26 protein-coding genes and 1 riboswitch are annotated in these 23,168 nt (G+C 72.5%); of the genes, 5 read left to right on the top strand and 21 right to left on the bottom strand.

From position 1 onward, the window contains the following. Nucleotides 1–3: 3 nt before the first annotated feature. The 9 genes from nrdI to VFW79_RS12670 all read right to left on the bottom strand — a co-directional run bounded on the left by nrdI (nt 4) and on the right by VFW79_RS12670 (nt 7,395). Nucleotides 4–420: a class Ib ribonucleoside-diphosphate reductase assembly flavoprotein NrdI gene (gene nrdI / locus VFW79_RS12705; protein ID WP_329677657.1), complete on the bottom strand. Its 417-nt coding sequence runs from the start codon at nt 418–420 to the stop codon at nt 4–6. A gap of 110 nt (nt 421–530) precedes the next feature. Continuing rightward, nucleotides 531–776 carry a glutaredoxin-like protein NrdH gene (nrdH, locus tag VFW79_RS12700; protein WP_109131465.1) on the bottom strand — a complete coding sequence of 82 codons (246 nt, stop codon included), beginning with the start codon at nt 774–776 and terminating at the stop codon, nt 531–533. 338 nt (nt 777–1,114) lie between these two features. Further along, the gene (locus VFW79_RS12695) at nt 1,115–1,546 is read right to left on the bottom strand and encodes a heat shock protein transcriptional repressor HspR (protein WP_329677656.1); all 432 of its coding nucleotides are present in this window, start codon (nt 1,544–1,546) and stop codon (nt 1,115–1,117) included. A 17-nt stretch (nt 1,547–1,563) separates the two neighbouring features. Beyond that, entirely contained in the window at nt 1,564–2,553 is a 990-nt protein-coding gene (locus tag VFW79_RS12690; RefSeq protein WP_329677655.1) for a DnaJ C-terminal domain-containing protein, read from the bottom strand. Between the two features lie 26 nt (nt 2,554–2,579). Continuing rightward, nucleotides 2,580–3,212, bottom strand: a complete 633-nt coding sequence (gene grpE, locus VFW79_RS12685; RefSeq protein ID WP_329677654.1) for a nucleotide exchange factor GrpE — start codon at nt 3,210–3,212, stop codon at nt 2,580–2,582. After that, nucleotides 3,209–5,065 carry a molecular chaperone DnaK gene (gene dnaK / locus VFW79_RS12680; protein ID WP_329677653.1) on the bottom strand — a complete coding sequence of 619 codons (1,857 nt, stop codon included), beginning with the start codon at nt 5,063–5,065 and terminating at the stop codon, nt 3,209–3,211. The genes grpE and dnaK overlap by 4 nt, the downstream gene beginning before the upstream one ends. A 255-nt stretch (nt 5,066–5,320) precedes the next feature. Continuing rightward, complete coding sequence (locus tag VFW79_RS12675; protein WP_329677652.1) at nt 5,321–6,280, bottom strand: cold-shock protein; 960 nt, start codon at nt 6,278–6,280, stop codon at nt 5,321–5,323. Between the two features lie 30 nt (nt 6,281–6,310). Then, nucleotides 6,311–6,568: a DUF2510 domain-containing protein gene (locus VFW79_RS16520; RefSeq protein WP_414647963.1), complete on the bottom strand. Its 258-nt coding sequence runs from the start codon at nt 6,566–6,568 to the stop codon at nt 6,311–6,313. Between the two features lie 74 nt (nt 6,569–6,642). Further along, nucleotides 6,643–7,395, bottom strand: a complete 753-nt coding sequence (locus VFW79_RS12670) for an alpha/beta hydrolase (protein ID WP_329677651.1) — start codon at nt 7,393–7,395, stop codon at nt 6,643–6,645. Between the two features lie 121 nt (nt 7,396–7,516). Between VFW79_RS12670 and VFW79_RS12665 the strand changes: the two genes are divergently transcribed. Then, nucleotides 7,517–8,185 (top strand): hypothetical protein, encoded by a 669-nt coding sequence (locus VFW79_RS12665; RefSeq protein ID WP_329677650.1) that lies wholly within the window; start codon nt 7,517–7,519, stop codon nt 8,183–8,185. Between the two features lie 32 nt (nt 8,186–8,217). Here VFW79_RS12665 and VFW79_RS12660 read toward each other — a convergent pair whose 3' ends face one another. Continuing rightward, nucleotides 8,218–8,883: a helix-turn-helix domain-containing protein gene (locus VFW79_RS12660; protein WP_329677649.1), complete on the bottom strand. Its 666-nt coding sequence runs from the start codon at nt 8,881–8,883 to the stop codon at nt 8,218–8,220. A 114-nt stretch (nt 8,884–8,997) separates the two neighbouring features. Here VFW79_RS12660 and VFW79_RS12655 point away from each other — a divergent pair, with 114 nt between their 5' ends. Next, the gene (locus VFW79_RS12655) at nt 8,998–9,966 is read left to right on the top strand and encodes an aldo/keto reductase (protein WP_329677648.1); all 969 of its coding nucleotides are present in this window, start codon (nt 8,998–9,000) and stop codon (nt 9,964–9,966) included. A 46-nt stretch (nt 9,967–10,012) separates the two neighbouring features. Here the strand turns inward: VFW79_RS12655 and VFW79_RS12650 are convergent, their stop codons facing one another. Beyond that, entirely contained in the window at nt 10,013–10,861 is an 849-nt protein-coding gene (locus tag VFW79_RS12650) for a hypothetical protein (RefSeq protein WP_329677647.1), read from the bottom strand. Between the two features lie 148 nt (nt 10,862–11,009). Between VFW79_RS12650 and VFW79_RS12645 the strand changes: the two genes are divergently transcribed. Continuing rightward, the gene (locus tag VFW79_RS12645; protein ID WP_329677646.1) at nt 11,010–11,609 is read left to right on the top strand and encodes a YdeI/OmpD-associated family protein; all 600 of its coding nucleotides are present in this window, start codon (nt 11,010–11,012) and stop codon (nt 11,607–11,609) included. A gap of 75 nt (nt 11,610–11,684) precedes the next feature. Then, nucleotides 11,685–12,797: a GNAT family N-acetyltransferase gene (locus VFW79_RS12640; RefSeq protein ID WP_329677645.1), complete on the top strand. Its 1,113-nt coding sequence runs from the start codon at nt 11,685–11,687 to the stop codon at nt 12,795–12,797. Here the strand turns inward: VFW79_RS12640 and VFW79_RS12635 are convergent. The 4 genes from VFW79_RS12635 to VFW79_RS12620 form a co-directional block, all read right to left on the bottom strand. Continuing rightward, nucleotides 12,794–13,432: a GNAT family N-acetyltransferase gene (locus tag VFW79_RS12635; RefSeq protein ID WP_329677644.1), complete on the bottom strand. Its 639-nt coding sequence runs from the start codon at nt 13,430–13,432 to the stop codon at nt 12,794–12,796. The two genes, VFW79_RS12640 and VFW79_RS12635, sit on opposite strands and share 4 nt — an antisense overlap. A 73-nt stretch (nt 13,433–13,505) precedes the next feature. Next, a complete protein-coding gene (locus tag VFW79_RS12630; RefSeq protein WP_329677643.1) occupies nt 13,506–14,627 on the bottom strand; it encodes an ABC transporter ATP-binding protein in 1,122 nt (373 codons plus the stop codon). Continuing rightward, nucleotides 14,627–16,309: an ABC transporter permease gene (locus VFW79_RS12625; RefSeq protein ID WP_414647966.1), complete on the bottom strand. Its 1,683-nt coding sequence runs from the start codon at nt 16,307–16,309 to the stop codon at nt 14,627–14,629. Before VFW79_RS12625 ends, VFW79_RS12630 begins: the two co-directional genes overlap by 1 nt. A gap of 5 nt (nt 16,310–16,314) precedes the next feature. Then, nucleotides 16,315–17,427 carry a thiamine ABC transporter substrate-binding protein gene (locus tag VFW79_RS12620; protein ID WP_329677641.1) on the bottom strand — a complete coding sequence of 371 codons (1,113 nt, stop codon included), beginning with the start codon at nt 17,425–17,427 and terminating at the stop codon, nt 16,315–16,317. 83 nt (nt 17,428–17,510) lie between these two features. Beyond that, a riboswitch (TPP riboswitch) is annotated at nt 17,511–17,641 on the bottom strand. Nucleotides 17,642–17,720: 79 nt separating this feature from the next. On the opposite strand from VFW79_RS12620, the gene VFW79_RS12615 reads away from it, so the two are divergent. Beyond that, the gene (locus tag VFW79_RS12615; RefSeq protein WP_329677640.1) at nt 17,721–18,005 is read left to right on the top strand and encodes a DUF4235 domain-containing protein; all 285 of its coding nucleotides are present in this window, start codon (nt 17,721–17,723) and stop codon (nt 18,003–18,005) included. 28 nt (nt 18,006–18,033) lie between these two features. On the opposite strand, the gene mnhG is transcribed toward VFW79_RS12615, so the two are convergent. The 6 genes from mnhG to mbhE form a co-directional block, all read right to left on the bottom strand. Then, nucleotides 18,034–18,408 carry a monovalent cation/H(+) antiporter subunit G gene (gene mnhG, locus VFW79_RS12610; protein ID WP_329677639.1) on the bottom strand — a complete coding sequence of 125 codons (375 nt, stop codon included), beginning with the start codon at nt 18,406–18,408 and terminating at the stop codon, nt 18,034–18,036. Next, nucleotides 18,405–18,812, bottom strand: a complete 408-nt coding sequence (locus VFW79_RS12605) for a monovalent cation/H+ antiporter complex subunit F (protein WP_329677638.1) — start codon at nt 18,810–18,812, stop codon at nt 18,405–18,407. The genes mnhG and VFW79_RS12605 overlap by 4 nt, the downstream gene beginning before the upstream one ends. Continuing rightward, nucleotides 18,809–19,402, bottom strand: coding sequence for a Na+/H+ antiporter subunit E (locus VFW79_RS12600; RefSeq protein ID WP_329677637.1), 594 nt, complete (start codon nt 19,400–19,402; stop codon nt 18,809–18,811). The genes VFW79_RS12605 and VFW79_RS12600 overlap by 4 nt, the downstream gene beginning before the upstream one ends. After that, nucleotides 19,399–20,943, bottom strand: coding sequence for a Na+/H+ antiporter subunit D (locus tag VFW79_RS12595; RefSeq protein ID WP_329677636.1), 1,545 nt, complete (start codon nt 20,941–20,943; stop codon nt 19,399–19,401). The genes VFW79_RS12600 and VFW79_RS12595 overlap by 4 nt, the downstream gene beginning before the upstream one ends. Next, on the bottom strand, nt 20,940–21,443 hold the full coding sequence (locus VFW79_RS12590) for a Na(+)/H(+) antiporter subunit C (RefSeq protein ID WP_329677635.1): 504 nt from the start codon (nt 21,441–21,443) through the stop codon (nt 20,940–20,942). Before VFW79_RS12590 ends, VFW79_RS12595 begins: the two co-directional genes overlap by 4 nt. After that, the coding region (gene mbhE / locus VFW79_RS12585) for a hydrogen gas-evolving membrane-bound hydrogenase subunit E (RefSeq protein WP_329677634.1) at nt 21,440–23,168 on the bottom strand (1,729 nt) is incomplete at its 5' end. The genes VFW79_RS12590 and mbhE, both read right to left, overlap by 4 nt.

The following is a 23,168-nucleotide window of genomic DNA, read 5'->3' as shown; positions in this document are numbered from 1 at the left end:
TCGCTACGCCGGTGTCAGTCGCTGTCGCTGCCAAAATGTCCTCAATCCTTCACGGACGCGGGTGACGTCCTCGTTCGTTCCCAGGAGCTCGAAGGCGTACAGGTACGGGACCTGGCACTTCGCGGCGACGATGTCTCCCGCGATGCAGTACGCCGCTCCGAAGTTGGTGTTGCCTGCCGCGATGACGCCGCGGAGGTGTGATCTGTTGCCCTCGTCGTTGAGGAACTTGACGACCTGCCGCGGGACGGCGCCGCCTTCGTTGCCGCCGCCGTAGGTGGGGACCACCAGGACGTACGGCTCATGGACCTTCAGGAAGGGCTGCTTCGGGGTCAGCGGGATCCGCTGCGACTCGAACCCGAGCCGTTCGACGAACCGCCGCGTGTTCTCCGAGACGCTCGAGAAGTAGACAAGTGAGCTCACGGTGCCGCTCCCACGTCTCGGACGGTTCAGTAGTTCTCAGGCCAGCTCTCGAGCCCGGTCGGCGCCGTGCAGACGAGTCGAGGTGTGCGGTGCTCCGACCGCCGGTGCGGTCAGGCGACTGCGACCGCCATGCGCTCGGCGAGCGCCTTGATCTGGTCGGGGCGGTAGCCGGACCAGTGGTGACCGTCGGCGACGACCACGGGAGCCTGCAGGTGACCGAGCGACATGACGTAGTCACGAGCGTCCGAGTCCTGGCTGATGTCCACGACCTCGTAGTCGAAGCCAAGCTTGTCCATGGCGCGGTACGTCGCGCTGCACTGCACGCAGGACGGCTTGCTGTAGACCGTGATCGTCATGGGTGGCTCCCCCGAGTCAGTGTGTTCATGGATGTGGTGGTGCACGTTCTGCTACCTCGCTGTGGTCCGCAAGCCCCCGCTGCGGATAAGTGAAGACACTACACCTAGTGGTCGGACATGCACCTCACCACAACTCCTAGTGTTACAGCCGTGTCGTTTTTCACCCGCCTGTGGATAAGTGAGCGTATCTCCGGGCACTGACAGAGCCCCGGACCTGCACGTTCGCGCTCGTCCACAGGCGCTCCACACGGACGTCCACAAGGCGCTCCACAGCCCTGTCGCGCGCACCCGTCCGATTCGTCCCGCGCGTCGCGGTCGTGGCGGTCGGCGGGGGTCGGTCAACGAGGGGTGGGCCGCCAGAGGATGAGCGATCCCCGGTGCGAGGGCAGCTCGCCCCGCACCGGACGCAGGGTGCGCCGCTCGGTGCGCCGGACGGCCACGACGTCGCCCGTGGGGTCGGCCGTGAAGATGCGGCGACCGGGCTCGGCGAACGCGCGCAGGTACTCGACCTGCCGCATCAGCTGCTCGACCTCGCCCTCGAGGGCGAGGATGCGCTTGATGCCCGCGAGGTTGACGCCCTCGTCGTGCGACAGCCGCTGGACCTCACGCAGGTTCGCGATGTCCCGCAACGAGTACCGTCGTCCGCGCCCGCGGGCACGTCCGGGCGAGACGATGCCGAGCCGGTCGTACTGCCGCAGGGTCTGCGGGTGCATGCCGGCCAGCTCGGCCGCGACCGAGATGACGTAGACCGGCGCGTCGTCGGACACCATGCCTCGCACGCTCTCGCTCAGACCTTGGCCCGCGCGAGCAGGTCGGCGCGGACGTCCTCGCCCGACGTGGCGATCCCGAACGCCTGCACGGCCTCACGCGCGGCCGGGGTCAGCCGCTGCGGCACGACGACCTGCACGGTCACGAGCAGGTCGCCCGTGCCCTTCGACGTCGTCACGCCCTTGCCCTTGACGCGCAGGGTCCGGCCCGACGGCGTGCCCTCGGGCACCTTGACCCGGACCGTCCCGCCGTCGAGCGTCGGGACGTCGATCTGGGCGCCGAGCGCGGCCTCGTCGAACGCGACCGGGACCGTCACGCGCAGGTTGGTCCCCTCGAGCGTGAACACCGGGTGCGGGGTGACCCGCACCGTGATCTCGAGGTCGCCCGCAGGTGCCCCGGGGTCGCCGGGACGGCCCTTGCCGCGCAGCCGGATCTTCTGCCCGTCGCGCACCCCCGCGGGGATGCGCGTCGTGACCGAGCGGCCCTCGACGCTGAGCGTGATCGTCGAGCCCTCCGCAGCCTGCCGGAACGGCAGGGTCGTGACGGCCGACAGGTCCGCGCCGGGACGCGGACCGCGCTGCTGGCCGAACCCGCCACCACCACCACCGAACAGCCCGCCGAGGATGTCGTCGAAGCCACCGGCCTGCCCGCCGCCGGTCTGCTGGTACCGCACCCGCGGACCCTGCGCCTGCCCGCCGCCGAACAGCCCGCCGAAGAGGTCCTCGAACCCGGCGCCACCGCCGCCGCCCGGGCCCGCGGCGAACCGCGGGCCCCCGGCCATCGCGCGCAGCTGGTCGTACTGCTGGTGCTGCTCGGGGTCAGAGAGGACCGCGTAGGCCTCGCCGACCTCCTTGAACTTCGCCTCGGCCTTGGCATCACCCGGGTTGTGGTCCGGGTGCATGTTGCGCGCGAGCTTGCGGTAGGCCTTCTTGATCGTCGGGGCATCGGCGTCCTTGGGGACGCCGAGCACGGCGTAGAAGTCCTTCTCGAGCCAGTCCTGGCCGCTCACGGCGCCTCTTTCCTTGCTCCCGCCGCTCAGGCCTCGGGGTCGACGACGGCGACGCGGACAGCGCGCACGATCCTGTCACCTACCCGGTAGCCGGGCTGCAGCACCGCCTGGACGGTCGGCTCGGTGACGTCCGGCGAGTGCCCGTGCATGAGCGCCTCGTGGACGTTCGGGTCGAACACCTCACCCACCGCGCCGTACTTCTCGATGCCGAACCGCTGGAGCGTCTGCTCGAGCTTCTCGGCGATCGAGGCGAACGGCCCGACCAGGTCACCGTGCTGACGCGCGAGGTCGATGTCGTCGAGGACGCCGATGAGCGCCTCCACGACCGACACCACACCCTCCTCGCGCTGGATCGCCCCGTCCGCCTTCGACCGCTTGACGTAGTTGGAGTACTGCGTCTCGAGGTTGAAGTAGGCGGCGTTGCGGCGCTGCAGCTCGTCGAGCCGTTCGGCTGCGAGCGCCTCGGCGGCCTCGAGCTGGTGGCTCGGGACGAGTTCGCCCGACGTGGTGGGCGTCTCGAAGTCGAGGCCCGCGAGCGGGTCGACCTCGGCGCCCTCGGGCGCGGTCGGCTCGCGCACGGCACCCGTCTCCGGGTCGATGCGTCGCTTGTCCGTGAACCGGGGGGTCTCCTCGGAGCCGGGTGTCTCGGCGTCGCTCACTTGGCCTCGTCCTCGTCCACGATCTCGGCGTCGACGACGTCCTCGTCCGAGGCGGCCGGGCTCTCGTGGCCGCCGTCGGCCGGGGCGGATGCTGCTGCCGACTGCTCGGACGCGTAGATGGCCTCGCCGATCTTCTGGCTGACGGTCGCGAGGTGCGTCTGCTTGGCCTTGACCGCCTCGACGTCCGAGCCCTCGAGCGCCGTCTTGAGCTCGGCGATGGCCTCGTTGACCTCGGTCTTGACCGCGTCGGGCACCTTGTCTGCGTTGTCGGCGAGGACCTTCTCCGTCGAGTAGACGAGCTGCTCGGCGGTGTTCCGGGTCTCGGCCTCCTCGCGGCGCGCCTTGTCCTCGGCCGCGTGGGCCTCGGCCTCCTTGACCATCCGGTCGATCTCGTCCTTCGGCAGCGCGGAGCCGCCGGTGATCGTCATCGACTGCTCCTTGCCCGTGCCGCGGTCCTTCGCGGACACGTGCACGATGCCGTTGGCGTCGATGTCGAACGTGACCTCGATCTGCGGGACGCCGCGGGGGGCCGGGGCGATGCCGGTGAGCTCGAAGGTGCCGAGCGGCTTGTTGTCGCGGGCGAACTCGCGCTCACCCTGGAACACCTGGATGAGGACGGACGGCTGGTTGTCGTCGGCCGTCGAGAAGATCTCGCTGCGCTTGGTCGGGATGGCCGTGTTGCGCTCGATGAGCTTGGTCATGACGCCGCCCTTGGTCTCGATGCCGAGGCTCAGGGGGGTGACGTCGATGAGCAGGACGTCCTTGCGCTCGCCCTTGATGACGCCGGCCTGGAGCGCGGCGCCGACAGCGACGACCTCGTCCGGGTTGACGCCCTTGTTGGGCTCCTTGCCACCGGTCAGCTCGCGCACGACGTCGGCGACGGCGGGCATGCGGGTCGAGCCGCCGACGAGGACGATGTGGTCGATGTCGTCGACGCTGATGCCGGCGTCACGGATGACGGCCCGGAACGGCGCCTTGGTCCGCTCGAGCAGGTCCGTGGTCATCTGCTGGAACTGCGCGCGGGTCAGCTTCTCGTCGAGGTGGATCGGGCCGTTCTCGCTCATGGACAGGTACTGCATCGAGATGTTGGTGCTCGTCGCGGACGAGAGCTCCTTCTTGGCCTGCTCCGACGCCTCACGCAGACGCTGCAGCGCGATCTTGTCCTTGGACAGGTCGACGCCGGTCGAGTTCTTGACCTGCTTGATCAGGTACTCGACGACGCGCTGGTCCCAGTCGTCGCCGCCGAGGCGGTTGTCGCCGGAGGTCGCGCGGACCTCGATGGTCGAGAAGTCGTCGTCCTTGCCCACCTCGAGGAGGGACACGTCGAACGTGCCGCCGCCGAGGTCGAAGACGAGGATGAGCTCGTCCTCCTTGCCCTTGTCGAGGCCGTAGGCGAGCGCGGCCGCGGTCGGCTCGTTGACGATGCGCAGGACGTTGAGGCCGGCGATCTGCCCGGCGTCCTTGGTGGCCTGGCGCTCGGCGTCGTTGAAGTACGCGGGGACCGTGATGACCGCGTCGGTCACCGGCTCGCCCAGGTACTGCTCGGCGTCGCGCTTGAGCTTGCCGAGGATGCGCGCGGAGATCTCCTGCGCGTTGTAGCTCTTCTCGTCGATCGCGACGTGCCAGTCGGTGCCCATGTGGCGCTTGACCGAGGTGATCGTCCGCTCGACGTTGGTGACGGCCTGGCGCTTGGCGACCTCGCCGACGAGCACCTCACCGGTCTTGGAGAACGCGACGACCGACGGGGTCGTGCGAGCGCCCTCAGCGTTGGCGATGACCGTGGGCTCGCCGCCCTCGAGGACGGAGACCACCGAGTTCGTGGTGCCCAGGTCGATCCCGACTGCTCGTGCCATGTGTGCTGCCTCGTCCTTCGTCTACCGATGCCCGACGACTACCCGCCGGGCGCGTGTTGAGTCCTGCTGGCTCAAGTCTGCGCCGAGGCTGCGCGGGGCGCAAGTTGCTCGGCTTGAACATGAGCCTGCATGACTCAACTCTTGGGAGATCGGTGACATTCCGCCGGACGCGCCTGGTGACGCACGGGAGGCAAGGTGCGTCGTCCACCGATCCGGGACGGTTCCGTCGGGCGATGCTGCAGGGCGAGGCCTAGCTCACACCCGTTCGACGCTGTCGGCCTGCGGTCCCCGATCGCTCTGTCGCACCTTGTACCGGACCCGATCGCCCTCCTGCAGCGCTTCGGCGCCCCTCACGACCGACACGTGCACGAACAGGTCCACACCCCCCGCGTCCGGGGCGATGAAGCCGAAACCACGCTCTGCGTCGTAGCGCGTGACTACGCCCTCGCCGCCGCGCACTGGGCCGTCCGATGCCCTCGCGGGGGCCGATGCCGTCGGGGGGGCGGACCGACCGCGTGCCGACGCCGCGGGGGCACCCCGCTGTGCCGAGCCGCGCACGAGCTGGACGTTGCGGGCCTGTGGCCCCTTCTCGCTGTCGGCGACGTCGAAGGTCACGCGATCCCCCTCGGACAGCTCGGACAGCCCTCCGGCCAGCGCCCGGACGTGGACGAAGGCATCCTCGCCGCCGGAGTCGGGCGTGACGAACCCGAAGCCCTTGCCCGCGTCGTACCAGGACACGGTGCCGTCCGCTCCGTCGGACGCCACAGCCGGCCGGGCGGCCTCGGGCCCGAGCGGCAGCAGGTGGTCCGCCTGCGGCCCCTTCACCCCGTCGACAACCAGGAACGCCACCCGCTGCCCTTCCGAGATCACGCCACCCACCACGATGGCCGAGCTGTGCACGAAGATCTCGGCGCCACCGCCGTCGGGCGTGATGAAGCCGTACCCCTTGCCCGGTTCGTACCAGGAGACGGTGCCGAGCACGCCCACGGGCGCATCCGGGGCGTGGTCGCCCGTGACCCGGACGCGACGTGCCTGCGGGCCGCGGGCCCCCTCGCCCACCTCGAACTCGACGACCTGGCCCTCGCGGAGCAGGTTCGTCCCGTCGTCGTTCATGACCTCGGACGCATGCACGAACAGGTCCTCGGTCTCGTCCCCGAGGGCGAGGAAGCCGAACCCCCGCTCGGCGTCGAACCAGCGGACAGTCCCCTGGGGCACGGTTGACTCCTTGTCGAGCGAATGTTGCTGTCACCTAGTGTCGCTGACGGAACCGCGGACAGGCGGCGTACGGCTGCCGCGAGCACGAAGGCACCGACGGCACCCCACGATGACGACCTGCCACCACCGCTTCTTGCGTGGCGCCGGCTTCTCCCCGCCGGGACCAGGTTCACGGTCGACCAGCCGGGTCTGGGACGTCCAGCGCGCTCCGTCCCAGAAGCGGAGCAGCGGCACGCTCGACGTCAAGCCCGGATACCAGCCAGGTCGGGGTAGTGCTTGCTGGGGCATGAGAGCCACCTCGCAGCGTGATCGTCCGTGTGTCTCAGTCTCGTCCGCGACGCGCCGCGCGGAACGCGGGGCCGTCATCTCACCGGTGCACCCAGGGCCGCAACGACAGCCGCGGCGAAGCCGACCGGGTTGTCGAGCATCATCGTGTGCCCGGCGTCCGGCACGACGTGCACCGAGATGCCCGCGGCGCGGATCGACGGGTCGCCCGCGAGCCAGCCCGACAGCTCTCCCTCCACGATGGCGCAGGGCATCGGCAGGCCGAGCAGCACCTCGTCGAGGACCGGCATGGTCGGTCCGAGCCCGAGCTCCGACCGGTACATGGCCACGGGATCGGCCAGCCGCATCGTGGCGGCCCAGGTCGGTCCGGCGTCGGCCAGCCGGAGCCCGAAGCCGGTCCGCACGAACTCCTCCTCCGTGAACTGCTCCACGAGGGGACGCGGCGTGGGGTGCAGCGACGGCTCCGCGAGCACCAGGCGGGCGACGAGGTCCGGACGCCGGTCCGCGAGGATGACTCCGACACCACCGCCCATGCTGTGGGCGATGACGTCCGCGCCCACGACGCCGAGAGAGTCGAGCGCCCGTGCCACCGCGTCGGCGTGGTTCTCCGGCGTGTAGCCGAACGTCGCAGGCCGGTCACTGAGCCCGAAGCCCAGGAAGTCGAGCATCAGGATGTGGCGGCCGACCAGGCCCGGTTCGGTGGCGCTCCGCGCGAAGTACGCCACCGAGCACGACCCCAGGCCGTGCAGGTACACCAGCGTGGGTCCGTTGCCGTCGAGCTCGACGTACCCCATCCGCGCGCCGTCCGGCCCGACCTCGACGTGCTTCATCAACCACTCCTGCCCTCGGACGCGCCGGGCCACGGGCGGCTCGGCGTCGGCGCTGAGGGTAGGGCGAGGGACCGACAGTCGCTGGCATGCCGAGTCGGGCTCCCAGGGCCACGATGGGCTCATGGCAGCGTTGCTCCGGCGGTGGATCTGTTGGGTCAGTGTCGGGGAGCTCGCCGGGTTCTGCGTGCCGACCGCCGCCGCCTCTCTGCTCACCGACCTGCCGCCCGTAGCGCTGCTGGGTGTCATGGTCGTCGCGGGCGCGGTCGAGGGCACGGTGCTCGGCTGGACGCAGGCTCGGGTGCTGCGCGAGGCGGTCCCGGCAGCCTCCGGTCACCGCTGGGTGACCCTGACTGCCGCCGCGGCCGCCCTCGCCTGGTTCTGCGGGATGCTCGCGCCGACCACGTTCGAGACGTGGCGCCACTGGCCCGTGCCGGTGCAGATCGCGCTCGGACTGGTGCTCGGCAGCGTCCTCCTCACGTCGATCGGCACGGCGCAGTGGCTCGAGCTGCGTCGGCACGTGCAGCACGCCGGGCGCTGGGTCGGGGCCTCGGCGCTCGCGTGGGCGCTCGGCCTCGGAGCGTTCAGCGCCGTCAGCACACCGCTGTGGCAGCCCGGCCAGTCGACGGCACTGATCATCGTGATCGGGCTTCTCGGCGGGGCGGCCATGGCCGTCACGATGGCGGTCACGACCGGGCTCGTGCTGCGCCGGCTGCTCGTGCCGCCGACCGCGTCGCGGTCCCGTCGTCCACCGGCATCAACTCGTAGCGTTGCTACAGGAACCATTCGGTAGCGTCGCTACCGATAGATCACACGCTCCTGAGTTCAAGGGCGCGCGTCGTCGGGCAGCCGACCCAGCAGCTCGGCGGCGAGCTGGCGGTGCGCCCAGCGCGCCCACTCGAGCGCACGCCAGCCGCGATGGGTGACGAGCGCGCTCCAGGTCTCCGGACCGAGCACGACGGCTGCCGCATCGGTCGCCGCGACCGGTGCGAGGCCCGGTCGGAGCGACCCCTCCCGCGCGAGTGAGCCGACCAGGGCCCGCAGGACCACGCGCCGCTCGGCGTCGTAGTCCTCCCACAGCGCCGCCAGGTCGGGATCGACCGCTGCCGCGGCACGCGCGACGTCCAGCAGCCCTGAGGCGCGACCGAGCACGTCGGCGGTGGCCCTGACCTGCCGGAAGAGGCGGAGGTCGGGGTCGGGCTCAGCGAGGATCGCGCGCGCCGTCGGGCGCTCGAGCACGGGCACCGCGCGCAGCCCCTCGTCGCCGATCGCCGCTCCCAGGCATGCGGTGAGCACGCCCTTCTTGCTGCCGAAGCCGTAGTAGACCGTCTGGGCGCCGACGCCGGCAGCGCGCGCCAGCGCCTCGATGCTCGTCGCGGAGTAGCCCTCGCGGACGAACAGGTCGGAGGCGGCCGCGACGACGCGCGCCCGTGTCGCGCGGGAGCGCTCTGAGCGGCCGTCGAGCCTGACGGGTGGGGGCGTCTGGACCATGTGGGAGCGACACTACCAATATCTGTCGGTAGCGCCACTACGAATGACGTCGGACGCGTCAGCGCGCGCACCCGGGCGCGGCGCGGTGGGCGCGTCCGGGGCAGACTGTCGTCCATGGACTATGTGAAGCTCGGTTCGACCGGCCTGGAGGTGTCCCGGCTCGCGCTGGGCTGCATGAGCTTCGGTGACCCCTCGAGCGGAGGGCACCCGTGGACTCTCGACGAGGACACCAGCCGCCCGCTGATCCGGCAGGCCGTCGAGGCCGGGATCACCTTCTTCGACACCGCGAACGTCTACTCGGCCGGCACCAGCGAGGAGATCGTCGGCCGGGCGCTGGCCGACTTCGCCCGCCGCGACGAGATCGTCCTCGCGACCAAGGTGCACGGCCGGATGCACGACGGGCCGAACGGCGCGGGGCTCTCGCGCAAGGCGATCCTCGCCGAGATCGACCACAGCCTCCGGCGCCTCGGCACCGACTACGTCGACCTCTACCAGATCCACCGCTGGGACCCGACGGTCCGGATCGAGGAGACGCTCGAGGCGCTGCACGACGTGGTGAAGGCCGGCAAGGTCCGCTACCTCGGGGCGTCGTCCATGTACGCCTGGCAGCTCTCGAAGGCCCAGCACCTCGCCCGCGCGCACGGCTGGACCCCGTTCGTGTCGATGCAGGACCACTACAACCTCCTCAACCGTGAGGAGGAGCGCGAGATGTACCCGCTGTGCGCCGACGAGGGCATCGGCGTCATCCCGTGGAGCCCGCTCGCGCGCGGACGGCTGACCCGCGAGTGGGGCACCGAGACGAACCGCAGCGGCAAGGACGAGTTCGGCGCGACCCTGTACGAGGAGGGCGACCGGGCGATCGTCGACGCCGTCGGGCACGTGGCTGCTGCCCGCGGCGTGCCCCGCGCGCAGGTGGCCCTCGCGTGGGTCGCGCGCAACCCCGTCGTCACGGCGCCGATCATCGGTGCGACCAAGCCGAACCACCTGTCCGACGCCGTGGCCGCCCTGGAGATCACGCTGACCGACGACGAGGTCCGCCGGCTCGAGGAGCCGTACCGCCCGCACGCGCCCGCTGGCTTCTGACCGACAACCGGCCGCACCGCATCGCGCGCGTCGCCGCGCGGCGCAGCTACACCAGGACGTCCGCGTGGGTCCGGTGGAGCACCCGGCGCAGGCGCTCATGGTCGCGGGGCGAGGCCGCATCGGGGGTCTTCGCCGGTGCGCGCAGCCCCCACCAGCGAGCCCAGTGCTGACCGATCGCGGCGAACGTCTCGTCGTCGGTGCCGAACGTCGACAGCACGGCCGTGACCCGACCGTTCGACGCCCGCAGCGGGGTCGGGTTGTGGTCGATGATCAGCAACGGCTCGTTCGCGCCGTGCAGCCGGATGCCCACCTGGTACTCGGTCCGGTGCCAGATCGTCCCGCCGAGCAGGGTGCCGTCAGGTCGGCGCGTCTCGAAGTGGCAGCCGACGGGCACGCCGCGGATCCCGTGCAGACCGACGCGGTCGAGCAGGCGGCGTCCAGGAGGGCCCGCGTCGAGACCGGCGGCCCGCAGCGTGCGACGCTCGGCGCCCGGATGCAGCTCGAGGGCGAACCGGAGCTGCTGCGCCGACGCGATCCAGCGCTCGTCCACGTCGTCGTACAACCCGGAGAACACGTCGAAGGACTCGTAGGGGCGGCGGCTCATCGTCAGGACCGAGTGGGCCCCCCGGGGTGTCGTCGACGGCCAGACCGTGAGGACGTCGCCGCCCTTCCAGATCAAGGAGCGCACCGGACCGCCACGCGACGCGAGCTCGTCGGACTCCATGACCCGGGCGTCGGTGACGAACATCCGCCGGATCTCGTCGTCGATGCCGTCGTCGTGCCAGCCGAACCAGCGGCGGATCTTGGCGGGCTCACGCACGTGCGCCCACACCGTGTCGGCATCCGCGACGATCTCCACCGACACGATCTCGCGGCGGTCCGGGTGCCGAGCCATGTCGCGCCTCCTCGATGAAACGGACACCTCGACCGTAGCCTTCGGCACCCTCGCGTGCCCACCCCTGCGGACCCACGCGGGCCGCGCCGGCCCGGGTCCGGCCGTCGTGGGTCGTGCCGGTGTCGGTGGCGCTCGGCATGATGGGGCGATGGCCATCGAGCTCGACGAGCTGCTGCTCCCCGACGCCGCGACGTGGCGCGCATGGCTGCGCGCGCACCACGCGTCCTCGCCCGGGGTGTGGCTCGTGCTGCACAAGAAGGGCGGCGCCACCACCGAGCTCACCTACGAGCAGGCCCTGCAGGAGGCGCTCTGCTTCGGCTGGATCGACGGCCAGACCCGGTCGCGCGACGCGGAGACCTCGTTCCAGCGCATGACGCCGCGCCGGGCTCGCAGCGTGTGGTCGGCGCGCAACGTCGAGCGCATCGCGCGGCTCGAGCAGGAGGGCCGGATGCACGACGCCGGTCGCGCCCAGGTCCGGGCTGCGCAGGAGGACGGCCGCTGGGAACGGGCCTACTCGGCCCAGTCCGACGCGGTCGTCCCCGATGACCTCGCCGCGGCACTGTCCGCCGATCCAGTGGCCCAGGCCTGGTTCGACGCCCTCACGGCCAGCAACCGGTTCGCGGTGATCTACCGGGTGCAGGACGCGGTCCGCCCCGAGACCCGGTCGCGCCGGATCGCCACCCTCGTGGCCGCGCTGGCCCGCGGCGAGACGCCCTACCCCCAGAAGCGTCGGCCCGAGACCGCGTGAGTCGCCCGCAGCAACGCCGCACGGGAGCCGACAAACCCGTGGACCCTGCAACCGCGCGGATGGTTGGGTGACGCCATGACCCCCTGGACCATCCGGCGGCTGACCGTGCCCGAGAGCCTCACAGCGCCCGACGGCTGGCTGCTGCGCGGCGCCGTCGAGGTCGAGCACGAGTCCCACCGCGACACGTGGGGCACCCTCGACCTGGCCCGCACCGAGCACGAGGTGCTCACGATCCTGCGCCACCAGCGCTACGTGCGCCGCGAGCGGTTCGTCGCCGTCAGCGGACCGACGTCGGACGGCACACCCGACCCCGCGCGCGTGCTCGGCACCGCGGCGCTGGCCCTCACGGTCGACAACAACACCCACGCCGGGAACCTCGAGGTCGCGGTGCGGCCCAGTGCCCGGCGGCAGGGCATCGGCGCGGCTCTCCATGACACGGCGGTCGCCGCCGCCCGGGCGGCCCGTCGCACGACCCTGACCACATCGACCGACCAGCGCTCCGAGCCCTCACCCGGGCCCGCGACGCTCGCGCCCTCCACCGGGAGCGGACTGGTCCGCACCGACGACGACGGCGTCCGGTTCGCGCTCGCGCGCGGGTTCGAGCTCGAGCAGGTCACGCGCTACTCGGTGCTCGACGTGCCGCTCGACCCGTCCTTCCTGGCCGGACAGCGTGCGTCCGCCCAGGCCGCGGCCGGCGACGCCTACCGCATCGTGACCTGGGACGACCCGTGCCCCGACGAGTGGGTCGACCAGCTCGCCGAGCTCGAGACCCGGATGAGCACCGACGCCCCCGGCGGCGGGCTCGACCTCCACGAGGACCGCTGGGACGCCGCGCGCGTCCGCGCCACCGAGGCCGAGCTCCGCGAGCGCGGCATGCGCCACAGCGTGGCCGCGGCCGTGCACGTGCCCACGGGCACCCTCGTCGCGTTCAGCGCGTTCAAGCGGCCGGCGTGGACCGACGAGTTCGTGCACCAGCACGACACGATCGTCCTGGCCGAGCACCGCGGACGACGCCTCGGAATGCTCGTCAAGACCGCGAACCTGGAACGGCTCGCCGCCGAGCAGCCCGACGCCCGGCGCATCGGCACCTGGAACGCCGAGGAGAACGCCCACATGCTCGGCATCAACGTGGCGCTCGGGTTCCGCCCGGCCGGCGGCTCGGGCGAGTGGCAGGCGCGGATCGGCTAGCGCTCGTCGGCCGCGAAGTCGATCCGCATGACGACCCGCCGCGAGCTGGGCCGGCTGACCTCGGCGAACCCGGCGGCGTCGAACACGCTGCGACTGCCGACGTACAGCTCGCCCCAGGTCACCGCCTTGCCGGGCGTCGTGATCATCGGATAGCCCTCGACGGCTCGGGCCCCGCGCTCACGGGCGAAGTCGACACTGGCGCGTGCAAGTGCGTAGGCGACGCCGCGTCGACGGAAGCCCACGCGCGTGACGAAGCAGGTCACCGACCAGACACCGTCGTCGGCCTTGTCCTCGGAACGGCCGGTCCACGGGATGCGGGTGCGCAGCAGGCGCGCGTAGGCGGTGCGGGGCTCGACCGCGCACCAGCCGACGGGCTCACCGGCCAGATAGGCGACGAGGCCGCTCGTCGAGCGGTCCTCGGGATGGTCGCAACCGGTCTCGGCGCGCAGGTGCTTGGCGCGTTCCTCGACCGGCATGGGGTGGAACTCCATGTCTCGGAACTTGAACCACTGGCACTGGCACTTCGCCGGCTCACCCCGGGTGCCGAAGACCGTCTTCAGGTCGTCCCAGGACGCCTCGTTCGCGGGGACGACGGTGATCGCGTCAGCCGTCGTCTCACGGGTCGTGTCGGTCATCGCAGCATCGTCCCTCCCGATCCGACCGGGTCCATCCAGCAGCCTGGCCCCGAGGACCCGAGCAGCCGCAGTGCTAGTGCACCTGGGCGACGGCGGCCGCGTCAACGGCCAGCCCCACCACGGACCCGACGACGAGCCGGGTGCTCGCAGGCGGGTGCACCGTCACGCGGCCGACTCCCCCGACCTCGACCGTGAGCTCGACCCGTCCACGCTGGAACCCGACGCCCACGACCGTCCCCCGGAGGCCCGAGGCCTCGTCGCGGCCGGAGGGGCCGGGCGCCTCATCGGACACCAGCAGCGCTCCGGGGGCGAGCGCGAGTGCTCCGCGAGCGGGTCCGGCGATCGAGCCGTCCACCGCGCGGGCGTCGTCGCAGGTCGTGTCGGAGCCCTGCCCACCCAGGCCCCGGAGCAGGGCCGCCCCGGCCGGAGAGGAGAGCGGAACGAACACCTCGTACCCGAGGAACTCCGCGACCTGGCGCGTCGCTGGCCGCTGCCACAGCTCGGCCGGCTCGGCGACCTGGAGCAGCCGACCGGCTTCCATGACCGCGATGCGGTCGGCGACGGCGAACGCCTCGTCGTGGTCGTGCGTGACGAGGAGCGCCGTCGTGCCCGTCGCGGTCAGCGCGGTGCGGAGGTCCTCGGCGAGGCGCTCGCGCAGCGCGCGGTCGAGCGCGGAGAGCGGCTCGTCGAGCAGGAGCAGGCGCGGCGACGGAGCGAGCGACCGGGCGAGGGCGACCCGCTGCTGCTCGCCGCCCGACAGCGTCGCGACCGGGCGTCGCTCGTAGCCCGCGAGCCCGACGACCTCCAGCAGCTCGCGCACCCGGACCTCGCGCGCGGGCCGGTCGAGCCCTGCCATGCGCAGCCCGAACTCGACGTTCCCCGCGACGTCGCGGTGCGGGAACAGCTGGCCGTCCTGGAACATCAGCCCGAACCCACGGCGGTGCACCGGCACGCCCGCGAGGTCGACCCCGTTCCACGCGACCGTGCCCGCGGCAGCCGGCTCGAGGCCCGCGACCGCGCGCAGCAGCGACGACTTGCCGCAGCCCGACGGTCCGAGGAGCGCGAGGACCGCGCCGGGAGCGATGTCGAGCGTGACGTCGTCGACCGCGGTCACGGCCTGGGCGTCGCGCGCCGCGGCGTACCGCACGACGAGACCCCGCACGCTCAGCCCCTGCTGGCTGAGTCCCTGCGCCATCAGAACTCCGATCCGTCCGCCGAGCCGCGCAGACGCTCGGCGACCGCCATGATGCCCGCCGTGATGACCGCGAGCACCACCGACCCGGCGAGCGCCATGCCGTAGTTCTGCGCGCCGGGCCGCCCGATGAGCCGGTAGATGACGACCGGCAGGGTCGCCGCGTCCGGTCGAGCGAGGAACGACGTCGCACCGAACTCGCCGAGCGACACCGCGAAGGCGAACCCGACGGCCAGCCCGAGCGCCCGGGCCGCGATCGGCAGGTCGACGGCGGCGAGCACGCGCGCGGGTCCGGCACCGAGCGTCGCGGCGGCCTCGCGCAGCCGCGGGTCGATCGCGCGCAGCACCGGCAGCACGGTCCGCACGACGAGCGGCACGGCCACGACGGCCTGGGCGATCGGCACGAGCAGCCCGCTCGTGCGGAGGTCGACGGGGATGCCGAGCGGACGGTCGAGGGTGATGAGGAACCCGAACCCGACGGTCACCGCCGAGACGCCGAGCGGCAGCATGAACACCGCGTCGAGCACCGACACCGTGCGCCGTCCGACCCGGCTGCGCGGCCGGCGCGACACGACGAGCGCGACGAGCCCCCCGACGACGACCGCGAGGACGGTCGCGACGAGCGCGGTGCGCAAGGAGTTGGCGGCTGCGGTCCAGACGGTCACGGTCAGCGCGTTGCGGCCGCCGGTGGTCCCGAGCGCGACGTAGTGGTCGATCCCCCAGCCCGACGGTGTGCGCAACGAGCGCGCCACGAGGGTCACGAGCGGCAGCGCGAGCAGTGCGACGACGACGACGGTCACCACGGCGGCAGCGGTGTCGGCACCGTGCCCGCGGCCGAGCCGCAGCGGGTGCGCGGCACCCTCGGTCGCGGCGAGGCGCAGTGCGCGGTCGCGTCGGCCGCGCGCCCCGCCCGCGAGCGTGAGCACGACGGCGACGACGACGAGCTGCACGACGGACAGCACCGACGCCGCGCGCAGGTCGAGGAACTGGGTCGTCTGGATCCAGATCTCGGTCTCGATCGTGCCGAACTTCAGGCCGCCGAGGATCAGGACGGTGCCGAACGCCGTCGCGCAGAACAGGAACACGAGCGCCGCGGCCGACGCGATCGCGGGCGTCAGCGACGGCAGCGTGACCGCGAGGAACGCGCGCGCCGGGGATGCGCCGAGCGCCCGGGCGGCCTGCTCGGCTCGCGGGTCGAGGTGCTCCCACAAGCCGCCGACCGTGCGGACCACGACCGCGTAGTTGAAGAAGACGAACGCCAGCACGATCGCCGCGAGGGTCCCGTCCAGGTGCAGCCCGCCCAGCGGCCCGCCGTCGGCCAGCAGCGCCCGGAACGCCACGCCGACGACGACGGTCGGCAGGACGAACGGCACCGTCACGAACGCGCGCACCGCCGCGCGACCGCGGAACCGGCAGCGGAACAGGACATAGGCGCCGGGCACGCCGAGCGCGACCGCCAGAACGGTCGCGCTCGACGCCTGCACGAGCGTGAGGCCGATGATCCGCCACGTCCGGGGCCGGGCGAACACGTCGGCGAACCCCGACAGGTCGAGGGCACCGCCGGTCACGAAGCCGCGCGCGACGAGCGTCGCGACGGGCCACGCGAAGAAGACCCCCAGGAATGCGAGCGGCAGCGCGGCGGCGAGCGCGAGGACTACCCCGCGCCCGCCGACCAGCCGCCGCACCACGCTCACCCGGTCACGAGGTCGGTCCACTGCTTGATCCAGTCGTCGCGGTGCGCCGAGATGTCGGCGGGCTTCACCGTGTACGGGTGGTCGGACAGCGGCGCCCACTTCGCCCACACGGGCGGCAGGGTGACGGCGGTGCTCACGGGGTACATGTACATCGAGCCGGGGATGTCCGCCTGGACGGCGTCGGACAGCAGGAAGTCCAGGAGCTTCGCGGCGGCCTGCGGGTTCTTGGCGCCCGCGAGGACCCCGGCGTACTCGACCTGACGGAAGCACGTGCCGAGCAGCGCGCCCGTGGTCGGGGTGTCGCCGCCGTCCGGGATCGTGTCGGGCGGGGAGGACGCGTACGAGAGCACGACCGGCCGGGTCCCCGCGCCGCCGCCGGCGGTGAAGTCGGTGTAGTAGGCGTCCGACCAGCCGTCGGCGACCTGGAGGCCGTTGGCCTGCAGCGCCTTCCAGTACGCCTGCCAGCCGTCGTTGCCGAACTTGCCGATCGTCGCGAGCAGGAACGCGAGGCCCGGCGAGGACGTCGCGGCGTTCGGGACGACGAGCAGGTCCTTGTACTCGGGCTTCGTGAGGTCCTCGAGCGTCGTGGGCTCGGCGAGGCTGTGCGCCGTGAACCACGCGTGGTCGACGTTGAGGCAGACGTCCCCGTAGTCGATCGCGGTGAGCGACTTCGAGTCGTCGACCGCGTACGTCGCGGCGTCCTTCGCGGCGGGTGCCGTCGGCGTCGTCGGGGCGAAGACGCCCTCGGCGATCGCGCGGGACGCGAACGAGTTGTCGACCCCGTACGCGAGGTCACCCAGCGGTGCGTCCTTGGTGAGGATCAGCTGGTTGACGAGCGTGCCGCCGTCGCCCGGGGCGACCTGCTTGACGGTGATCCCGGTCGCGGACTCGAACGACGCGAGCAGCCCGTCGCTGAGTGCGAACGAGTCGTGCGTGACGAGCGTGACGGTGCCGGGGGTGGCATCGGTGGCCGCGGGCGTCGCCGTCGCCGCGGCCGTCGACGTGGTGCCCGTGCCCGTCCCTGAGCAGCCCGCGAGCGCGAGCGCGACGACGGTGACGGCGCCGAGCGCGAGGCCCCGGGCCCGGCGTCCGGTGTGGATGGTGGTCATGCTGGTGCTCCTCCTCGTGGATGCAGGAGGGAGTCCACGCCGCTGCCGCCACGCCGGTGAGCCCTGCGCGACGACGACAGCGAGGACTGAGAAGCCCGACTCCCTACGCCGGTGTGACCCGGATCAGGTTCGAGGGTCTGCGGTTTGTCCGCACTCTCAGCGCCCGGGACCCGTCGGCATGCCTCGGGGTCCTGGCGCTCCCCTGTCGTTCAGCGGCGAGACTACACCGGGCACTAGCGTGGGTCTGCACGCGTCCGATCGCACCAGCGGACGCCCGAGCACCGGAGGTTTTCGTGGCCGACCAGCCGACACCGTCCCTCATCGCCAAGATCGCCGGCGCGGTCGTCGCGATCGCCGCCGCCTGGGCCGTGCAGAAGGCCGTCAACGCCTCCTGGAAGGCTGCGAGCGGGCACAAGCCGCCCAAGGCCGACGACCAGGGCGATGCCGGTCTGGGCGAGGTCGTCGCCGCCGCGGCGATCACCGGGGCGCTCGTCGCGCTGTCCCGCGTGCTGACGATGCGTGGCACGGCGCGGTTCAGCGCGCGCATCGACGAGGGTCGCCGCTCGGCCGCTGCCTGATCCGACGCAGCCCCCGCGCCGGGCCCCGTCACCCCGGCGGCTGCTGCTCCTGGGCCCGCCGCAGGTCGTCCGTGAGCTCGTCGACCACGAGCAGATCCCCGCGGACCTTCCCCGTCCGGTAGCCCGCGCGGCCGACCATGTGCGCCGCGACCGGCGCGGTGAGCATCTGGAAGAGCACCACGAGCCCGAGCGCCCACACCGCCGAGCCGGACCGCAGCCGGAGCGCGAGGCCGGTCAGGACGAGCATGAGGCCGAGCACCTGGGGCTTGGTCCCGGCGTGCATGCGCGCCAGGAGGTCGGGGAAGCGCAGCACGCCGATCCCCGCGGCGAACGCGAGGAACGCCCCGCCGAGCAGGCACGCGGCCGCCGCGACGTCGGCGACCTGGTTCCAGGGGATGCTCATCGGACGTCTCCCGTCGCGTCGTGGGTCGGAGGCGCAGCCGGCTCCGCGGGCCGAGGGTGCGCGGCCGCCTCGGCGAGCTCTTCGAGGCGCAGCGCCTCGGCGCTCTCGGCTGCGACCTCCTCCGGGGTGCGCACGCGGCCCTCACCCGCGGGCTCGACCGACGCGAACCGCGCGATGGTCACCGACCCGACGAAGCCCACGAGCGAGAGCACGACGAGGATCGGCACGATGTCGGTGCGCCGCTCGACGGCCGCGAAGAGTGCGCCCGCTGCGGTCAGCGTGGTCACGACGATGTCGAGCGCGACGGTCCGGTCGAGCATCGACGGCCCGCGTTCGGCGCGGACGACCGCGCACACGCCGCCGATCGTCAGCAGGAGCCCGCACACCACGATCACGACGGTCATGCGTCCACCTCCGAGTCGTGCCGGCGCAGGCGGCGCAGAAGACCGACCGGCGTGAGCCCCGCCTCGAGCAGCTCGGGATCGGACGCGAGCGCGCGCAGCACGCGCTCCTCCTGGTCGAGCACGATCTGCCGGGCGCGCTCGATGCCGCCGACCTGCGCGACGTCGAGCACGTGCAGGTAGAGCCGACCGGTCAGGCGGTGGGCCTCGACGACGAGCGAGCCGGGCACGAGCGAGCACAGCTCGGCGGTGAGCGTGAGGTACAGGTCGGAGTGGCTGCGCAGCTGCACGGCGATGACCGCTCCGTGCGGGAGCCGACGCGGGCGAAGCGCGAGCAGGCTGACCTGCACCGATGCATGCACCAGGTCGACGAGGAACCGAGCGACGAGGACGAGCAGCCCGAACGGGTGGACCGTGCCCTGGAAGTCGATCGGGCTCATCCGCAGGCCGCGCGTGATGAGCAGCGAGATCCCGAGCCCGGCCAGCACGTTCGCGACGGACAGGTCACCCCAGAGCAGGACCCACACGACGACGAGCCACAGGACGGTCGGCCACTGCGCGGAGCGCGGCCTGCGCCGCGGGGTCGGGCTCACGGGTGCACCTCGGCGAGGTCGGCGGACACGCCCTCGCCGCGCAAGCCGTCGGGCAGGACGGCGTCGATGTAGGGCGTCCGCTGCTGCAGGGCGGTGGCCGCGCGCCCGGTGTACGCGTACAGCGGTCCGGCGAACACCGTCAGGGCCAGGCCGAACGCCACGAGCGCCGCCGTCGGGCCCACCATGCCGACCGGGATGCGCGTGGCGGGCAGCTCGGCCGGGGGCGTCTGCCAGAACGCCTTGTTCCACGCCTTGATGAGCGCGTACAGCGTGAGCAGCGAGGTGAGCACGCTGCCGACGACGAGGACCGTCGCGAGCGGGGTGCCGACCGCGACGCCGGCCTGCAGCAGCCCGACCTTGCCCAGGAACCCGGACAGCGGCGGGACCCCCGCGAGGTTCATCGCGGGCACGAAGAAGAGGATCGCGAGGACCGGCGCGAGCTTCGCGAGCCCGCCCAGGCGGTCCAGCGACGTGGTCCCGCCCCAGCGCTCGATGAGCCCCGCGACGAGGAACAGCGCGGTCTGCACGGTGATGTGGTGCACGACGTAGTAGATCGACGCGGTCCAGCCCAGGTGCGTCGAGAGCGCGATGCCGAAGATCATGAAGCCGATGTGGCTCACGAGCGTGAACGAGAGCAGTCGCTTGATGTCGTCCTGCGCGACCGCCCCGAGGATGCCGACGACCATGGTCGCGAGCGCCGCCCACATCAGCACGTCGTCGAGGCGCCCGTCGGGGAACAGCAGGGTCTGCGTCCGGATGATCGAGTACACGCCGACCTTGGTGAGCAGCCCGGCGAACACGGCGGTCACCGGCGCGGGGGCCGTCGGGTAGGAGTCCGGGAGCCAGGCCGACAGCGGGAAGATCGCGGCCTTGATCCCGAACGCGAGCAGCAGCATGACCTGGAGCAGCAGGCGCACGTCGGGGTCGATCTGCGGCAGCCGGACCGCGAGCTGGGCGAGGTTGACCGTCCCGGTCGACGCATAGACGAGCGCGATCGCCACGAGGAACAGCACCGAGGACAGCAGCGCGACGACGACGTAGATGCTGCCGGCGCGGATCCGCTCGCCCGTGCCGCCGAGGGTGAGGAGCACGTAGGACGCCGCGAGCAGGATCTCGAAGCCGACGTAGAGGTTGAACAGGTCGCCCGAGAGGAACGCGTTCGCGACGCCCGCCGCCAGGACGAGGTACGTCGGGTGGTAGATCGACACGGGTGCGGCCTCGTCGCCGTCCGCCTCGCCCTGGGCCAGGGAGTACAGCAGGACGCAGAGCGTGACCGCGCTCGACACCGTGAGCATGAGCGCCGAGAGCCGGTCGGCGACGAGGTCGATGCCGACGGGCGCGGCCCAGCCTCCGACGTCGATGACGAGCGGGCCCGCGTCGGTGAGGACGAGCAGGGTCGCGGACACCGCGAGCACGATCGACAGCGCGACGACGCTGATCGCGCGCTGCGCCCGCGGCTTGCGGTAGAGCGCGAGCGCGAGGCCCGCCGCGAGCAGCGGGACGACGACGGGCAGCGGGACGAGCCAGACGGGATCGCTCACGGCGCCATCCCCCCGTCGGGCGCGACAGGGACCGGATCGCTCGTCTCGTCGCGGGTCTCGGCCGCCTCGTCGTCGAGCGACACCATCGCCTCGTCGGTGTCGGTGTCGGTGTCGAGGAACGCCCGCTCGTCCCGGGCGGCGAGCCGCGCGATGCGCCGGTCCTCGACGTCGTCCTGGACCTCGTCGTGCCCGTGCAGCTGCCACGAGCGGTACGCCATGGCGAGCAGGAACGCGGTCATCCCGAGCGTGATGACGATCGCCGTGAGGACCATCGCCTGCGGCAGCGGGTCGCTCATGTCCTCGACTGCCGCCTGGCCGAGGATCGGCGGCCGGCCGGCTGCACCGCCCGCGACGAGGAACAGCAGGTTCGCGCCGTTGCCGAGCAGGACCACCCCGACGAGCACGCGCGACAGGCTGCGCTCGAGCAGCAGGTAGACGCCCACGGCGAACAGCGCCGCGATGACGACGACCAGGACGAGGTTCGGGCTCATGTCGATCATCGGACGGCCACGTCCTCGACCTCGTTGTCGACCTCGGAGCGCCGGTCGAGCTCGGCACCGAGGGTCCGCAGGATGTCGAGCACCAGGCCGACGACGACGAGGTACACCCCGACGTCGAAGAACAGCGACGTCACGAGGTGCACGGTTCCGACCACCGGCAGCGACACGTCCACGATCCACGACTGCAGGACCGACCCTCCCGCGAGCAGCCCGACGATCCCGACGCCCACCGACATGAACAGCCCGAGGCCGAGGAGCACACCGGGCTGGACGGGCGCGGCCTCCCCCAGCTCGTACCGTCCGCCCGCGAGGTACCGAACCGCGAGCGCGATGCCCGTCACCAGCCCGGCCGCGAACCCGCCGCCGGGGCCGTTGTGACCCGAGAACAGCAGGTACACCGAGTACACGATCATCGTGTGGAACAGGAGCCGGGTCGTGACCTCGAAGATCACCGACCGGCGGTGCGGTGCCAGGGTGCTGACGGCCCGCAGCCACTCGGCCGAGCGCGTGCTCGTGGCGCTGGGCGCCGGCTGTCCCGGCGGCCTGCGCAGGAGCGCCATCGGGTCGTTGTCGGTCGCCCACACCCGTCCGCCCACGTGGGCGTCGTCGATGCGCTGGATGGCCGCGCCGCGCCGCCGGAGGAACACGAGCGACGCGACGCCGGTCGCGGCCACAAGCAGCACCGAGATCTCGCCCATCGTGTCCCACGCCCGGATGTCCACGAGGGTCACGTTGACGATGTTCTTGCCGCCGCCGAACTGCAGCGCCTCCGCGGCGAAGTCGACCGACACGGGCGGGTGGACGCGCGCGCCGGGCACGACGAGCGCGAGCCCGCCGACGGTCAGCCCGACCGCGAGCCCCACCGCGAGGCGCACCCAGCGGCTCGCGGCGAGCGGCCGGTCGGAGAAGTACGGCGGGAGCCGGCGCAGCACGAGGACGAACACGACGAGCGTCACGGTCTCGGCGAGCACCTGCGTGAGGGCGAGGTCGGGTGCGCCGTGCAGCAGGAACAGGGCCGCGACCCCGTACCCCGAGACGCCGAGCAGGATGACGGCCTTGAGGCGTCGGCGCGAGCGTGCGGCGAGGATCGCGGAGGCGACGATCATGACGCCGAACACGGCCTGCGCGGGCTCGTCCCAGGCGCGGACCGAGGCCGGCAGGGCCGTGGTCGCGAGCAGCGGCAGCCCGACCGCCGCGGCGAACACGATCAGGATCAGGCCGAGGTAGACGGGCAGCGAGCCGCGCTGCGTGAACGCCGTGACGTCGCCGGCCAGGTCGTCGAGGCGGCGCATCATCCGGCGGTAGACGCGGTCGGCGTCGGGCGCGCGGGACACCACGGCCTGGAGCCGCTCGATGGGCCTACGCCACCAGAACGCCGCGAGGCCCACCGTGAGGACCAGCAGCGTGAGCAGGAGGGTCGGGGTGACGCCCGCCCAGAGCGTCAGGTGGCCCGGTGCGCCGGGGTAGGCGTCGGCGTGCGGCTCGAGCAGGTTCTGGCCGACGCCGGGCAGGAGGGCGACGAGCAGGCCGAGGGCGGCGAGCACGAGGGGTGGCACGAGCAGCACGAGCGCCGGGCGGGAGATCGGCGCGGGCTCCGCGGGGGCCTCGCGGTCGACCGGGCGGGGGGCCGCGGCGGCACGGGCACCTCCGACGACCCCGCTCTCGACAGCGTCGGCAACGGGCGGGTGGATGACGCTCGCCTTGGTCGCGAACGCACCCCACAGC

The organism is Cellulomonas sp. (assembly GCF_036279715.1).
Lineage (GTDB): Bacteria > Actinomycetota > Actinomycetes > Actinomycetales > Cellulomonadaceae > Cellulomonas_A.
The sequence above is the reverse complement of the archived record's forward strand: the minus strand, read 5'-3'. Positions and strand labels throughout refer to the sequence as shown.

Excerpts from the sequence above, each read along its gene's own strand:
- VFW79_RS12630 (WP_329677643.1), bottom strand. The coding sequence starts at position 14,627 with ATGGCGCAGGGACTCAGCCAGCAGGGGCTGAGCGTGCGGGGTCTCGTC.
- dnaK (WP_329677653.1), bottom strand. The coding sequence starts at position 5,065 with ATGGCACGAGCAGTCGGGATCGACCTGGGCACCACGAACTCGGTGGTC.
- VFW79_RS12645 (WP_329677646.1), top strand. The coding sequence starts at position 11,010 with ATGGCCATCGAGCTCGACGAGCTGCTGCTCCCCGACGCCGCGACGTGG.
- VFW79_RS12695 (WP_329677656.1), bottom strand. The coding sequence starts at position 1,546 with ATGGTGTCCGACGACGCGCCGGTCTACGTCATCTCGGTCGCGGCCGAG.
- VFW79_RS12620 (WP_329677641.1), bottom strand. The coding sequence starts at position 17,427 with ATGACCACCATCCACACCGGACGCCGGGCCCGGGGCCTCGCGCTCGGC.
- VFW79_RS12665 (WP_329677650.1), top strand. The coding sequence starts at position 7,517 with ATGGCAGCGTTGCTCCGGCGGTGGATCTGTTGGGTCAGTGTCGGGGAG.
- VFW79_RS12605 (WP_329677638.1), bottom strand. The coding sequence starts at position 18,812 with ATGACCGTCGTGATCGTGGTGTGCGGGCTCCTGCTGACGATCGGCGGC.
- VFW79_RS12660 (WP_329677649.1), bottom strand. The coding sequence starts at position 8,883 with ATGGTCCAGACGCCCCCACCCGTCAGGCTCGACGGCCGCTCAGAGCGC.
- nrdH (WP_109131465.1), bottom strand. The coding sequence starts at position 776 with ATGACGATCACGGTCTACAGCAAGCCGTCCTGCGTGCAGTGCAGCGCG.
- VFW79_RS12590 (WP_329677635.1), bottom strand. The coding sequence starts at position 21,443 with ATGATCGACATGAGCCCGAACCTCGTCCTGGTCGTCGTCATCGCGGCG.
- mnhG (WP_329677639.1), bottom strand. The coding sequence starts at position 18,408 with ATGAGCATCCCCTGGAACCAGGTCGCCGACGTCGCGGCGGCCGCGTGC.
- VFW79_RS16520 (WP_414647963.1), bottom strand. The coding sequence starts at position 6,568 with ATGCCCCAGCAAGCACTACCCCGACCTGGCTGGTATCCGGGCTTGACG.
- VFW79_RS12640 (WP_329677645.1), top strand. The coding sequence starts at position 11,685 with ATGACCCCCTGGACCATCCGGCGGCTGACCGTGCCCGAGAGCCTCACA.
- VFW79_RS12670 (WP_329677651.1), bottom strand. The coding sequence starts at position 7,395 with ATGAAGCACGTCGAGGTCGGGCCGGACGGCGCGCGGATGGGGTACGTC.
- VFW79_RS12655 (WP_329677648.1), top strand. The coding sequence starts at position 8,998 with ATGGACTATGTGAAGCTCGGTTCGACCGGCCTGGAGGTGTCCCGGCTC.
- VFW79_RS12650 (WP_329677647.1), bottom strand. The coding sequence starts at position 10,861 with ATGGCTCGGCACCCGGACCGCCGCGAGATCGTGTCGGTGGAGATCGTC.
- VFW79_RS12635 (WP_329677644.1), bottom strand. The coding sequence starts at position 13,432 with ATGACCGACACGACCCGTGAGACGACGGCTGACGCGATCACCGTCGTC.